The following is a 12,705-nucleotide window of genomic DNA, read 5'->3' as shown; positions in this document are numbered from 1 at the left end:
GCGGAGTGAATGAAATGAAGGCTGAGCAATTTCAAGTAGTACAGGAAGAAACATTAGACCAATTTATTCTACATGTAAGCGGTGAGTTGGATTTGTCCATGGTTCCGCAGCTGCGAATGGCTTTGGAACCGGTTATGAACCGCACGGACAAAGCATTGATCCTAAATCTCAAACAATTAAAATATATCGACAGTACCGGTATCGGCATTATCGTTTCGGTGCTTAAGCTGCGCGATGAGCTGAAGGCTCCTTTTTTCGTACGCGAAATACCGCCTTCCGTCAAACGGTTATTTGATTTGACAGGGATTTCACGATATCTAATAGAGGGGACAGAGGCCCAAGCATGAATGCCATTCGCTTACAAATACCGGCCCATGCGGACTATATCGATATGGTCAGAATCTGTCTTTTTGGCATCGCATCAAAAATGAACTATGCATATGAGGAAATGGAAGATATGAAGGTTGCTGTGTCGGAAGCCTGCAACAATGCAGTCATTCACGGAGAATTTCGTGAAACGTCCAATGTGATCGACATCAGCTTCGAGCCTAAGGATTCCGGCCTGACCATAAAAGTGAAAAACAACGGTGTCTCTACGTTTGTCGGTGAAGCGCTTGAGAAAGCATCGCCGCTTCCAGACGTTGATGTCAGCGGGCTCCGCGTCGGCGGGTTAGGTATCTATCTGATGCAGGCGCTGATGGATGAGGTGGAGGTAAACGCCTCCGAGAGCGGCACCGAGGTCGTTCTAACCAAATATTTGGATGCTGCGGCAGAGCATTAGACCATGCATTGCTGTTTATTTTAACAAAAGGGAAATGACGCTATTACGTCATTTCCCTTTTTGTTGTGTAAGCTTAATTAAGTTAAACAATTATTTTCCTGAAAATGCGTTCTGAGGTGTTGACATCCTCATACTGCGATTTGTGAAGGGAGACGATCGATTCCATATTGCCTAAAGTTAAGAAGCCTTGGGCAGCTAAGCTTTCAAAAAACAAATCATGAACGCGGCTTTGCAATTGCGAATCAAAATAAATAAGGACATTGCGGCATAAAATAACGTGGAATTCATTAAATGATCGATCCGTAGCCAAATTATGCTGTGCGAACATCATGTTCTGTTTGATAGATGCATGGAACATTGCATGTTCGGCATCTGTCGTATAGTAGGAAGAAAACTCCTTGCTGCCCCCAGCCTGCAAATAGTTTTTCGTAAAGGTTTGCATGCGTTTAAGCGGGAACTTGCCTGTTTTTGCACTCTGAATGACCTGCTCGTTCATGTCTGTTGCGTAAATTTTTGTTTTCTCCAGCAAGCCTTCTTCATGCAGCAGGATAGCCATCGAATAAACCTCTTCTCCGGTCGCACAGCCGGCATGCCATATACGGATTTCAGGCAGGTCCCGTAAAAAAGGGACAACCTGGCTGCGAAAAGCGGAAAAAAAACTTGGATCTCGGAACATTTCCGTTACTTTAATCGAGAAATCATTTTGTAGTTTTTCGATAAAACCCGGTACATGAAGAACCTTTTCTAGCAAGGAGGTAATCGTACTCAGGCCTTCTAGGTTCATTCGGTGCTGGATGCGCCGGCGTAGCGAAGAACGCAAGTAATTCCTGAAATCGGAGCCATACACTTGGTATATGCCATCAAGGAGCAGCCCGATTTCGATTTGCTCCAATTCACTAAATGATAATTCATCTATTCCTTCTGTATCTTCATGTGATGCTTGATTCAATGTTCCACCTGCTTTGTCAGCCATACTCGCATAAGCGAGAAGAGCTGGTCCATATTTAGAGGTTTGCTAATATAATCGGATGCTCCGGCTTCTAAACATTTATCACGATCGCTCTTCATGGCTTTGGCTGTGAGCGCGATAATGGGCGTATATTTAATTGCTGAATCAAGCCGTATAGCTTTCATCGTCTCATAACCATCCATGATCGGCATCATTATATCCATAAGAATCAAGTCAAAATCAGTCTGCTTGCTCATTACTTCCAAGCACTGTTTGCCGTTATTGGCTACAGTTACGTTCATGCCCTTGTTCTCTAGCGCTTTCACAAGCGCGAATATATTGCGTGAATCATCCTCAACGAGCAGGATTTTTTTGTCTTTGAACAATTGGCCCTCATATTCAGTAGATTCCGACACGGTATAATCCACAATATCCGGTGCAGATACAACTGCGGGAGGTTCAAGCTTAGTCTCCACAGCCGCTGCAACCTCTTGATTTCGTGCGACGAGCTGTTCCTTCTCCATGTCGGGAAGACTTGGGACAAAGAGCGTAAAGACGCTTCCCTTGTCCGGGGTGCTGTCTAGAATAATGCGTCCGCGCAGAAGCTTCGTAAATTCGTTGCAGATGGACAAGCCGAGACCGGTGCCGCCATATTGGCGGTTCGTTTCGCCGTCTACTTGCTGGAAGGCTTCGAATATAAGCTGCTGCTTGTCCAGTGGAATGCCTATTCCTGTATCGGAAACGGAAATAGCTAATACATGCTTGTCGATTTGATCTGGGATATACTTCTGTATGTCCTTAGGGTCAGCGTTTTGAATATTCATGGCTACTGAGCCTGTTTCCGTAAATTTAATAGCATTGGACAATAGGTTTTTCAGAATCTGCTGAAGCCGCTGACCGTCCGTATAGAGCACCGGTGGCACGTTGGCGTCTACATGGATATCAAATGATAAGTTTTTATTATCGGCTACGGGATTAAAGAGAAGATGCATATGCTCAGGTATTTCACTGATATTCACTTCGTCCATCGTCAATATCATCTTGCCTGCCTCGACCTTAGATAAATCAAGGATATCGTCGATAAGCGCTAATAAGTCATTGCCTGACGTGTGGATTACTTTAGCATACCCTGCTTCATCTGAATTAAGCGTGTTGTTCTCATTCTCGGCAAGCATCTGGGATAGTATAAGAATGCTGTTCAATGGCGTACGAAGCTCATGCGACATATTGGCAAGGAAATTTGATTTGTATTGCGAGCTGCGTCGCAACTGCTCCGAATACGTTTCAAGCTCTTCCTTCGCTTTTTCCAATTCCTTTGTTTTCTGCTCGGCGAATAGGTTTTGCTCCTCCAAATGTTCGGTAGTCATGCGCATTTCCTCTTGCTGCATCTGGAGCTCCTCGGATTGCGTTTGGAGTTCCTCCGTTTGGGTTTGAAGCTCCTCCGTGAGCACTTGCGACTCGCTTAGCAGTCTCTCGACCTCCATACGGCCTTGTACGTTGTTGATCGCAACGCCGAAATGGCTTTCGAGCTGCTCAAGCAGCTTCAAATGCTGTGAGGTGAACGATTCCACAGATGCAAACTCAACGATTGCCTCCACCTTTCCTTCGAACTCGAAAGGGATGATTAGAATGCTCTTTGGCTCAAGTTTGCCGAGCCCCGTTTGTAAGCTTACCTTATGATCAGGAGCGGCATTTAATAAAAATGTCCGTTTCTCAAGTGCTGCTTGTCCGATTAAGCCTTCACCCAGCCGGAAGCTTGCATGACCTGCCTCGTCACCGAACGCGGCGTAGGAGGCGGATTTCACAAGCCGCTGCTGATCACCCGTGCCTGTTCGGATATAGAACACGCCGTAGGCCGCATCAAGCATAGGAGCAAGCTTAGTAAGGAAGGATTTGGCTAATGTTGGAATATCATTGATGCCTTGGTTCATCGTGGCCACTTCAGCCACCTTTTCTTGAATCCAATATTGGTCGTTTAAATTGCTAAGCAGATGGTTGGTTGCTTCGGCAAGATCCTTAATTTCATCGCGTGTGTTAACCTTTATCCTTGTTGACAAATCTCCGCTTGAGGAGGCAATTTCGGAAATGGTCTTTACGACATCCTTAATCGTTTTGACAATCGTGCCGGACACGTACGACACGATAATAAAAGAAATAATGGAAACGATAATCAACATGAGATATAAGCTAATGATTAACATATCATTTCGATTCTTCAGGTCCAGAATATGATCTCTCGTAGATGTTATTTCCTTTTGACGGAGAGTCTCCAATTGCGTACGAAGGTCATCAACTTGCTGTTTGCCTGTGTCTTCATTGAAAAAGTCGATGATACCCTGCGTATTATTAGCTTTTCTCATGGCAATCGTCGGCTCTCCGGCTTCGGATATCCAATTTTGTATCGTAATCTTGATTTCCTCCAAGCTTTTGCGAGAGCTTGGGTCATCTGAGAGATATTGGTAGAGTGTATTATAGTTGGCTTCCCATTCTGCTTTCCCTCGGGTATAGGGCTCGAGGTAAATCTCGGTTCCTGTGATGACAAAACCGCGCTGGCTTGTCTCCATGCTCACTGCATTGTATCTAAGGGTAGTAATAAGATTGTGAATTTCTATGTCCCGGCTGGTGATGGTCTCAATCTCGAGCTGAAGCGAAGATATTCGGTTGCTGACGACTAGGATGGAAGTGCCGACGCAGCATATGATCAAGAAATAGCCGATTAATATTTTCCACTTAATATTTATCCGTAGATTACGCAATTTAATAGGCTCCTTTTATATGATTGAATATCTATTTTACTATATCTATCATTATACCATGAATAAGCGAAAGGACAATTTCCGTCCCAATAGAATGATAATCGAGCTGGTTGTTTCAAACGGCCCAGGAGCGGGTAATTAATGAAAAAAAGAAAGTAAGGAAGTGATGAGAATGGATTTGTTAATGCAAATCAGTGTTGCAGTCATAGCAGTTGCGTTTCTAGTTCTTTTATACTCTCTCATTCAAACGTTGAAGGTTCTTCGTGGAGCACTGGATGAGATGCGTCAAACAGTAGGCTCACTCCGGACAGAGGTAACGCAAATTAGTGTTGAAGTAAAGGAGGCTATTCACAATACGAACGCAATGACGCTGGATGTGCGGACAAAGCTAAGCTCGTTGGATATATTGTTTGCTTCGGTTAACGATTTGGGACATGCCCTTCATTCGTTTACGGGCGCGGCGAAGGAATCGGCTGCAAGCGTAGTTGCTACGATCAAGGGACATGGCAAAAAAACAGCAGGCGAGCCCAGCATGATTAGTTCTTTGTACGATGGTGTCATATCAACGATTAGGGTGTGGAATAAAGTTAAAAAAATATGAGGTATAATAGGAACATACAAGAGAGGATAGAAGAAACTATGAACTCATTCATTCATTTGACGATACCGGCAAGAGCCGAATTTATCGATATTGTCAGACTTACATTGTTTGGTATCGCGAACAAAGCAGGGTTTTCCTACGAGGAGATCGAAGATATGAAAGTAGCGGTAACGGAGGCATGCACGAATGTTGTGCTTCATGCCTACAGTAATGCACAGCCCGGCGTGATCGATTTGAGCTTCGAGCTTGAGCATAATGGAATCACTATCCGCATCAAGGATGAGGGAAGCAGCTTTAAATATAAGCCTGCCGACAGCAAAGCCGCTACGCTCCATGACAAGGAATTAAGCGAAGTAACAGCAGGCGGACTCGGCCTTTTCATGATGCACGCATTGATGGACAAGGTGGAAGTGTTCTCTGAGAGAGGTACAGAGGTGATTCTCACCAAGCTATTTGGTAGGAAAGAGGAGATGGCATGAACGCGAATTCATCCTTCCTGGATCCGAAAGAAACGATTGCTAAGATGAAGATCTATCAAGAAACGAATTGCAATGATATCGCAACGGAGCTGCTGCAGCATTATGAACCGATCGTAAAGATGGCAGCCTCCAAAATGTCACGTAGCCGCCCTGATCTGTACGAGGACTTGTATCAGGTCGGCCAGCTGTCCATGCTCCGCTTATTCAGGCAGTTTGACAGCTCGCGTGAAATCCCGTTTGAGGGCTATGCGATGAAGAGCATCATTGGGCATCTGAAAAACTATTTGCGAGATAAATCTTGGTATATCCAGGTACCTAGGCGTATCAAAGAAAAGGGCCTGCTCATCCAGCAGGCTATCGATCACTTAACCGTTGAGCTTGGGCATTCGCCTAAAATGGAAGAGATAGCTGCTCATCTGGGGCTTTCGGTGGAAGAGACGATTGAAGTTCTTTCCTGCCGTGAATCCTACCACTATGTTTCGCTGGATACGCCGCTGTCGAGCGAAGGGGAAAGCGCCGCTACGATAGGCGATCTTATCGGCTCAGACAAAGACGATTATCAGAACGTTGATAATCGTCTTGATCTAGAGGAAGCGCTCGACCAATTGAAATCGGAAGAGAAGACGGTGCTGCTGCTGGCTTACCATAATGGCAAGTCGCAGCGTGATATCGCTGACCAGCTGGGGGTATCGCAGATGAGCGTTTCTCGTATCCAGAAGCGCGCAATCGAGAAGCTTAAACTTCTGCTGGCCGATCATCAGCCGGAATTTGGTACGTAAACGTTCTTTTGTTCTAAATAGGTTTCAAAAAAGCACCCTCTCCATCTTGATGATGGAGAGGGTGCTTTACTGTGTATTTATTGAGCCGGGTCAGGAACCAACCCTTTCTCGATAACCTCAGCGTTCGTGTCCATGTTTTCCATATCCTCGCCGAGCTTAATCATTTCTTCCTCGGTGGGGGCCATCGAGTTTGTCGTTGCATCAAGATCGGCTTTCATTTCATTACCTCCCAGTAGTGGCAAGTTCGTCCTTGACATCTTCTTTCTTAGAGGAAAAGTTGTCCATGATTGTTTGATTCGATTGTTTGGCATGGTCGATTAGATCGCCGGCCTCGTCCTTAATGTTGGTTGCCAGATCCTTCGTATTCTGACCGACAGTAGCTGCCAGGTCTTTGGTCGTATGACCGACTGTAGTGGCGATATCCCTTGTTTTGTCGCTAATCGCCTTAAACTTGCTTGCAAGATCCTCGCGAAGATCCGTGCCCGTTTTTGGTGCAAAAAGCAGAGCCGAAATGGCACCGATTGCACCTCCTACAATTGCGCCTACCAATACGCCGTTACTAGAGTTTTCTCGTGACATTTGTCATCTCTCCTCAATTTTTATTTGTCGATCTGGATGATCAACGTTTATGGATTTCTTAGTTATATATAAACGAAAGGTCGATTTTTGAAACAAAATAAACAGGAAATTATTGACAACTGACTAGCGGGAATGTTACGATCTGTTTCAAATTCTCACTTTCTCACTAGGAATAATAAGGGAAGCTTCATATGTTATTTCTGTGAAAATGGTAAATTATTGCGTATATTATTCCGATAAATAGGTTGCCTACATCTAATTTAACTTCAAAGAAACCTGCGAGAAATTAGAGAGATAAAGGAGAAAAATCATGTTTAAAAAAGTGGAGAACGAGCTGGAGTTGGCTATGTTTAATGGCATCTGGACTACGGTCTGGATGGAGAAGGGCTTTGAACTTGAATTTTCCGAACAGACTCTTGAGAAATTCATCGTTGTGACGGCAGAAGGACATTATGTAGGGACGTCCGAGATTAAGCCATACAGCTTAACCTCGAGCGTTATTAATGAGGCATGGCCTTTCCAAAAGAACCAAAAGGTTATCGATGCTGGCGGTGCCGTCGCGGAAATTGACAAAATGGCGCTGCTCAGACCATACCGTGGGCATTATCTTTCGGATTTGCTTTCTTCGGCTGTTTATATCGCCGAGAAGCTGCAGCTGAAATATTTCGTTTCTCTGCTTGAGCCGATATTTCTGCGGGCGCTTCGCATTTCTTACCAAGTTCCTTTAGAGAAGGTGGGAGAGAAAATATTTTATAAGGGCGACGACGTTGTTCCGGTTTTATTCGACATGGAGCAGATGTATCGCAACAAACAACGCTACGAGTGGCTTGTTTATCCGCAAGAGGCCGTGCTAGCTGCAAATGGAGCGGGAGGAGCAGGGCACAGGTAGGCGGTTAAGCTTGCGCAACAAATAGTTTAATCAGAAAAGGCGGAAATGTCGTGAAAAGAGAATTGACAGAACTAGACAAACGCAATCGATTGTTAATCAAAATTCTATGGAGCCTTCTAGCTCTTGGAATCGCAACGGATCTTGCTATCGGGCTTGGGGCAAACATGGTTCTCTTGCTTGCCGGAGTCGGTACATTTTTGTGCGGGGCAGCCACTTTCATGACATACCGGGGCATTCTGACGGCCTATATCAAGTATTTCGTGCCGATTATTCTAACCATTATCGTAAGTCTATTAATTTTGTCTGATCCGAACCCGATCGTAAGCACCTATTTCTTAGTTTATGTAAATCTAGCTATTATTACGTTATATGCCGATCATAGACCGATCATATTTACAGGCATACTCGGATCAGCGCTGAGCACCTATTTATTTCTAGATCCTGTGCTACAACCGAAGCTGTTTCCTAACGAATCACTCGTTTATTTATTCTTGTATTTGGTTTTTGCTACGGTTGCGCTTGCATTCTCCGCGGGCTTCAGCGGAAAGCTCCAGCGGCAGGTAACAGATAAGCAGCGGGAGGCGTTGACCTCGAAAGACATGGCGGAGGCTTTGCTCGCTAAACTCAATTCCTCGATTGCCGTGTTATCGGAATTCAGCAGCAGCCAGCAATCGACCGTTCGCTCCACAGGTGAGATTTCCAAGGAAGTTACGGTTACGTTCTCCGAGATGTCGGCAGCAATTGAGAAGCAAACCGGAACCATATTAAACATTAGCGAATCCTCGCAAATTATTGATGCTTCAGTCAAGCAGCTTCTAGAAGGCACCGAGCTTCTGCAGCAATACTCGGCTGACAACGCTGGGTTGACGGTGCAAAACCGCGAGCAGATGTCAACACTGTCCAAAGAGGTGGAGAGCGTTCGCTCGATTATTACACATACCGTCGAGATGATGAAGCAGCTAAACGAACAAAATGACAAGGTCAGCTCCATTGTGAGCACAATAAGCGATATTGCAGAGCAAACCAACCTGCTTGCACTTAATGCGGCTATTGAAGCCGCTCGCGCCGGTGAGCATGGCCGCGGGTTCGCAGTCGTATCCGGCGAGGTTCGGAAGCTGGCGGACAACTCGAGAATTGCCACAAAGGAGATCACGGATATTTTAACCGATATCCGCTACCAGATCAGCGCCGTGCATGAGCAAGTTGAGAATGGACAAGCGGCTGTAGCGACAAGCCGTGACGTATCCAATCAAGTGGAGCAGCTTATTGATCGCATCAATGAAAATACAGAGCTTGTGAAACGACACTCTGATGCGGTAGGCAGCTCTGCCTACGAGCTTCACAGCCGTTACTCCAGCATGGCGGATGAGATGGTTAATATCGCTGCTACAACGGAGCAAAACATGGCTTCCGTTCAAGAGGTGCATGCGAGCATGGAAACGCAGGATATCAAAATTCATACGATGGTAGAAGAGTATGAGCAGCTTGATCAATTGCTGGTAGAGCTCAAGCAGCTGGCAGGCACCAAATCATAGAGGCATGAAGGAAAGCGCCAAGGGCGACGCGAGACTGCTTAAGAATACAGCAGCCTCGCGTCGACTAACAGGCGTTTTTTTAATTTGTTTTACAGAAATGCCCGCTAAAAAAGTGGGATAAGTGTTGACGAATGAAAAACATCATGTTAAATTTAATTTATCCTATTGAATTAGTCGGAAATAAATAATGTTGCTTGCATAAGCCTTTATGGCATAACGAACGCTATAGGCTCAGCAAGTTGCGCCCGCTAGAAAACTGGAGGCGCATGCCAATCGAAGCTACATTCGTTTGACGTGCGCCTCCTTTATTTTCTATAAGCTACACCCATTACTTTAGAGAGGATGTTGATTATGTCCCGAACGGTTGAGGTTGCTGATGAATGGCTGCAACGAATTAAAGAGCAGTTGGTAGGCGTACAATATGGCGTTGTTCAGATCACGATTCACAATGGTCAAATCGTGCAAATCGATCGGACCGAGCGCAGCCGCTTTGATACGGAGAAATCCCCTTCCTCCGTTAAACGGCAAAAATCCTAATCATCGATTCCCATTTCCCGGAAAAACGAGAGGTAGCGTATGGCGAAGGGAGAAAAAAAGTTTCTATCCTTCGGCAGAAGAAACCTCGTTATGGAGTTAGGCTGTTTCGTTGCCTAGTAAGACAAAGAAGCAAGTGCCGTATTGGCAGCTTGTTAACTATATATGGCTGTATGTAAAATCGACAGGATTACCGGAGACATGCTTTGAGAGATGTCTCTTTTTTTTGCCGAAAAACCATATATTATCAAAGTTTCGCCGCGGTTTCCACCATTGATGAAATAGGAATTGGTTTCTTCTGTAAGTCGATATTGTAAGTTAACGATATATCGTTTAGAATCTAAATCAATACGATATATCGTTAATGAAGGAGATTTCACAATGACAGATGAATGGCAGCAAGAGGAACGATTATTTCTACATCATGGTCATGGAAGAGAGGCAAACGGCTCCGGCAGACGTTTTTTTAGCCGCGGCGGGGTGAAATATGCGCTGCTGGAGCTGCTGGAGCAGGAGAGCATGCACGGCTACCAGATGATGAAGGCGTTGGAGGAGCAGTCGGGTGGGACCTATAAGCCGAGCGCTGGCTCGATTTATCCAACGCTTCAGATGCTGCGAGATCAAGGGCTGGTGGAATCCTCGAAGCAGGACGGCAAGAAAATATTCGAAATTACCGATAGTGGCCGCGATTATTTGCTTGAGGAGAAGGAAAATGGTATCCCGTCGCCGGATCGGCGCGAGCATATGTTTCTGGATGAGGAAGGCGTTCCATGCGAGCAGCGCAAACCGAACCGCCGGCTAACGCCAGCAGGCAAAGAATTGCTGCATTTGCTGAAGGCGGCGGAGCGCGCTGTTGTCAGCGACAGCAGGAAGGCAGCCCAGCTCCGTACAGTGCTAGACCATCTGCGTGTATCGCTTAGGCAAATCGCGGTTGACACGGAAGGCAACAGCGTAGAAGGTGACGGCTCATGAGTGATCCATACACTCCAGCACCCACATTTAGACCTGGAGGCGGAGCAAAAAGATTCGGAACCGGAGAAAAGGCGAAGCCGGCCAGCATTTACAATATGTTTGCCCGGATATATACGCATGCAAGGACGCAGCTTCCTCTGCTCATCGGTGCAGTTCTTTGCGTAATCGCCATCTCGCTCCTCGAGTTCATCGTCCCGCAATTAACGCGCTATACGATCGACCATATCATTCCGAATCGGCTGTTTAACAAGCTGCTGCTCATCGGCGGCGGCGTATTGGGTGCTGCGGTTGCGCTTGGCGCTCTGCGCTATGCAAGCACCTCGCTGATGGCCTCCATCGGCCAGCGTGTGCTTTATAATCTTCGCAATGATTTATACCGCCACATGCAAAGCTTGGATGTGTCCTTTTTCGACCGCAACCGAACGGGCGATCTCATGTCGCGCGTTACGAACGACGTAAGCATACTTCAGCAAATGATTTCCTCAAGCATGATGCAATTATTTACTGACTTCTTCACCTTTACCGCTATTGCCGTATACATGCTGTGGATCGATTGGAAGCTCACGCTAATGCTGCTAGCAACCTTTCCGTTCATGCTGCTTACGACTAAGGTGTTTGGCAAGAGGATGCGCTCCTCCTTCCGTACGGTACAGGAGTCGGTGGCAGACGTCAGCGATCATCTTCAGAATACGTTGACCGGTATCCGGCTCATTAAAGCGTTTACTGCCGAAGAGTACGAATCGGAGCGCTTCTCAGAGCGGACCCAAAAGAATATGGATGCGAACATTCAAGTGACCCGCTTGCGGGCAGCTTATGAGCCTATTATTGATTTTTTAAACTTTCTCGGCCTTGCAATCGTGCTCGTGTTCGGCGCGTGGCTCGCGATGAAGGATCAAATGACAGTAGGTACAATCGTCGCGTTCATCGCGTATTTGCGCCTTCTGCAAAATCCGATCCGCCATTTCAGCCGCATCATGAATACAGTTCAGCAATCAGCAGCCGCATATGAGCGAATAATGGAGGTCATGAACACCAAAGCGGAAATCGTGGAGAAGCAGCACGCAGCCATCCTCCCGCCGGTGAACGGGCATATCGTTTTCGATCATATCGACTTTGCTTATTCCAATGATTCAACCTTGCTTGAGCGTTTTAGCTTGGAGCTAGAAGCTGGCAAGGTAACGGCGCTTGTCGGCTCATCGGGCTCGGGCAAAACGACAATCGCACATCTTATTGCTAGATTCTATGATCCGCAGAACGGAGAAATAACGATTGACGGCTATTCGATCAAAGATATTACCTTGGCTTCATTAAGGGAACAGATCGGAATCGTCTCGCAGGATATCGTGTTGTTCAACGGCACTATCGCGGAGAACATCCGTTATGGCAGCCTGCAGTCGACAGACGAGGAAGTCATGGCAGCGGCCGAAGCGGCGAATGCCGCAGGTTTTATCGAAAGTTTCCCCCACGGCTATGGGACGCAGATCGGCGAACGGGGAGTAAAGCTGTCCGGCGGGCAGAAACAGCGGCTCTCGATAGCGAGGGCAATTTTGAAAAATCCGCGGATCATCATTTTGGATGAAGCGACCGCCTCGCTCGATACAGAATCGGAACAGCATATCCAAGACGCTTTGGCCATGCTGCTTAAAGGGCGTACCTGCATGGTAATTGCCCATCGCTTGTCTACGATTCAGAAGGCGGACCGGATTTATGTGCTGGAGAAGGGGAAAATCGTCGAGTTTGGCGCGCATGACGAACTGCTGCGGCTGGAAGGACGCTACAGCCAGCTGTATGAGCTGCAGTTTCCGCAAACGGATGTATCTTAAGACAAATCCTTCATTATAGGAAGTGATC

The 12,705-nt window shown here is 46.4% G+C and carries 14 protein-coding genes; 10 read left to right on the top strand and 4 right to left on the bottom strand.

The genetic code is table 11. The annotated features are described in order from the left end of the window. The first annotated feature begins 14 nt into the window (after positions 1 to 14). Both FHS16_RS05095 and FHS16_RS05090 read left to right on the top strand, forming a co-directional pair. Complete coding sequence (locus FHS16_RS05095; protein WP_183559482.1) at positions 15 to 347, top strand: STAS domain-containing protein; 333 nt, start codon at positions 15 to 17, stop codon at positions 345 to 347. After that, positions 344 to 781, top strand: a complete 438-nt coding sequence (locus tag FHS16_RS05090) for an ATP-binding protein (protein WP_183559480.1) — start codon at positions 344 to 346, stop codon at positions 779 to 781. The genes FHS16_RS05095 and FHS16_RS05090 overlap by 4 nt, the downstream gene beginning before the upstream one ends. An 82-nt stretch (positions 782 to 863) precedes the next feature. On the opposite strand, the gene FHS16_RS05085 is transcribed toward FHS16_RS05090, so the two are convergent. Together FHS16_RS05085 and FHS16_RS05080 are read right to left on the bottom strand one after the other, a co-directional pair. Beyond that, positions 864 to 1,730 (bottom strand): CheR family methyltransferase, encoded by an 867-nt coding sequence (locus FHS16_RS05085; RefSeq protein WP_376769649.1) that lies wholly within the window; start codon positions 1,728 to 1,730, stop codon positions 864 to 866. Beyond that, on the bottom strand, positions 1,727 to 4,486 hold the full coding sequence (locus FHS16_RS05080; protein ID WP_183559475.1) for a response regulator: 2,760 nt from the start codon (positions 4,484 to 4,486) through the stop codon (positions 1,727 to 1,729). The genes FHS16_RS05085 and FHS16_RS05080 overlap by 4 nt, the downstream gene beginning before the upstream one ends. Before the next feature lie 172 nt (positions 4,487 to 4,658). On the opposite strand from FHS16_RS05080, the gene FHS16_RS05075 reads away from it, so the two are divergent. From FHS16_RS05075 to FHS16_RS05065, 3 genes are read left to right on the top strand one after another with little or no spacing between them, the layout of a single operon-like run. After that, positions 4,659 to 5,087, top strand: a complete 429-nt coding sequence (locus FHS16_RS05075; protein ID WP_183559473.1) for a DUF948 domain-containing protein — start codon at positions 4,659 to 4,661, stop codon at positions 5,085 to 5,087. Between the two features lie 38 nt (positions 5,088 to 5,125). After that, the gene (gene rsbW / locus FHS16_RS05070; protein WP_183559471.1) at positions 5,126 to 5,566 is read left to right on the top strand and encodes an anti-sigma B factor RsbW; all 441 of its coding nucleotides are present in this window, start codon (positions 5,126 to 5,128) and stop codon (positions 5,564 to 5,566) included. Then, positions 5,563 to 6,345 (top strand): sigma-70 family RNA polymerase sigma factor, encoded by a 783-nt coding sequence (locus FHS16_RS05065; RefSeq protein WP_183559469.1) that lies wholly within the window; start codon positions 5,563 to 5,565, stop codon positions 6,343 to 6,345. Before rsbW ends, FHS16_RS05065 begins: the two co-directional genes overlap by 4 nt. Positions 6,346 to 6,422: 77 nt before the next feature. Here FHS16_RS05065 and FHS16_RS05060 read toward each other — a convergent pair whose 3' ends face one another. Both FHS16_RS05060 and FHS16_RS05055 read right to left on the bottom strand, forming a co-directional pair. After that, positions 6,423 to 6,563, bottom strand: coding sequence for a hypothetical protein (locus FHS16_RS05060; protein WP_183559467.1), 141 nt, complete (start codon positions 6,561 to 6,563; stop codon positions 6,423 to 6,425). Between the two features lie 4 nt (positions 6,564 to 6,567). Further along, positions 6,568 to 6,924, bottom strand: a complete 357-nt coding sequence (locus tag FHS16_RS05055; protein WP_183559465.1) for a YtxH domain-containing protein — start codon at positions 6,922 to 6,924, stop codon at positions 6,568 to 6,570. A 310-nt stretch (positions 6,925 to 7,234) separates the two neighbouring features. On the opposite strand from FHS16_RS05055, the gene FHS16_RS05050 reads away from it, so the two are divergent. The 5 genes from FHS16_RS05050 (at position 7,235) to FHS16_RS05030 (ending at position 12,677) form a co-directional block, all read left to right on the top strand. After that, the gene (locus FHS16_RS05050) at positions 7,235 to 7,813 is read left to right on the top strand and encodes a hypothetical protein (RefSeq protein ID WP_183559463.1); all 579 of its coding nucleotides are present in this window, start codon (positions 7,235 to 7,237) and stop codon (positions 7,811 to 7,813) included. Positions 7,814 to 7,863: 50 nt separating this feature from the next. Next, positions 7,864 to 9,348 carry a methyl-accepting chemotaxis protein gene (locus FHS16_RS05045; protein ID WP_183559461.1) on the top strand — a complete coding sequence of 495 codons (1,485 nt, stop codon included), beginning with the start codon at positions 7,864 to 7,866 and terminating at the stop codon, positions 9,346 to 9,348. A gap of 351 nt (positions 9,349 to 9,699) precedes the next feature. After that, positions 9,700 to 9,885: a YezD family protein gene (locus FHS16_RS05040; RefSeq protein ID WP_183559459.1), complete on the top strand. Its 186-nt coding sequence runs from the start codon at positions 9,700 to 9,702 to the stop codon at positions 9,883 to 9,885. A gap of 378 nt (positions 9,886 to 10,263) precedes the next feature. Further along, positions 10,264 to 10,854 (top strand): PadR family transcriptional regulator, encoded by a 591-nt coding sequence (locus FHS16_RS05035; protein WP_183559457.1) that lies wholly within the window; start codon positions 10,264 to 10,266, stop codon positions 10,852 to 10,854. Next, a complete protein-coding gene (locus FHS16_RS05030) occupies positions 10,851 to 12,677 on the top strand; it encodes an ABC transporter ATP-binding protein (protein ID WP_183559455.1) in 1,827 nt (608 codons plus the stop codon). Before FHS16_RS05035 ends, FHS16_RS05030 begins: the two co-directional genes overlap by 4 nt. The last annotated feature ends 28 nt before the right edge of the window (positions 12,678 to 12,705 follow it).

The sequence above is a fragment of the Paenibacillus endophyticus genome, assembly GCF_014192395.1.
Classification (GTDB): Bacteria; Bacillota; Bacilli; order Paenibacillales; family Paenibacillaceae; genus Pristimantibacillus; species Pristimantibacillus endophyticus.
This window is presented reverse-complemented; position numbering and strand designations above follow the sequence as displayed.

Excerpts from the sequence above, each read along its gene's own strand:
- FHS16_RS05095 (WP_183559482.1), top strand. The coding sequence starts at position 15 with ATGAAGGCTGAGCAATTTCAAGTAGTACAGGAAGAAACATTAGACCAA.
- FHS16_RS05090 (WP_183559480.1), top strand. The coding sequence starts at position 344 with ATGAATGCCATTCGCTTACAAATACCGGCCCATGCGGACTATATCGAT.
- FHS16_RS05075 (WP_183559473.1), top strand. The coding sequence starts at position 4,659 with ATGGATTTGTTAATGCAAATCAGTGTTGCAGTCATAGCAGTTGCGTTT.
- rsbW (WP_183559471.1), top strand. The coding sequence starts at position 5,126 with ATGAACTCATTCATTCATTTGACGATACCGGCAAGAGCCGAATTTATC.
- FHS16_RS05065 (WP_183559469.1), top strand. The coding sequence starts at position 5,563 with ATGAACGCGAATTCATCCTTCCTGGATCCGAAAGAAACGATTGCTAAG.
- FHS16_RS05060 (WP_183559467.1), bottom strand. The coding sequence starts at position 6,563 with ATGAAAGCCGATCTTGATGCAACGACAAACTCGATGGCCCCCACCGAG.
- FHS16_RS05055 (WP_183559465.1), bottom strand. The coding sequence starts at position 6,924 with ATGTCACGAGAAAACTCTAGTAACGGCGTATTGGTAGGCGCAATTGTA.
- FHS16_RS05050 (WP_183559463.1), top strand. The coding sequence starts at position 7,235 with ATGTTTAAAAAAGTGGAGAACGAGCTGGAGTTGGCTATGTTTAATGGC.
- FHS16_RS05040 (WP_183559459.1), top strand. The coding sequence starts at position 9,700 with ATGTCCCGAACGGTTGAGGTTGCTGATGAATGGCTGCAACGAATTAAA.
- FHS16_RS05035 (WP_183559457.1), top strand. The coding sequence starts at position 10,264 with ATGACAGATGAATGGCAGCAAGAGGAACGATTATTTCTACATCATGGT.
- FHS16_RS05030 (WP_183559455.1), top strand. The coding sequence starts at position 10,851 with ATGAGTGATCCATACACTCCAGCACCCACATTTAGACCTGGAGGCGGA.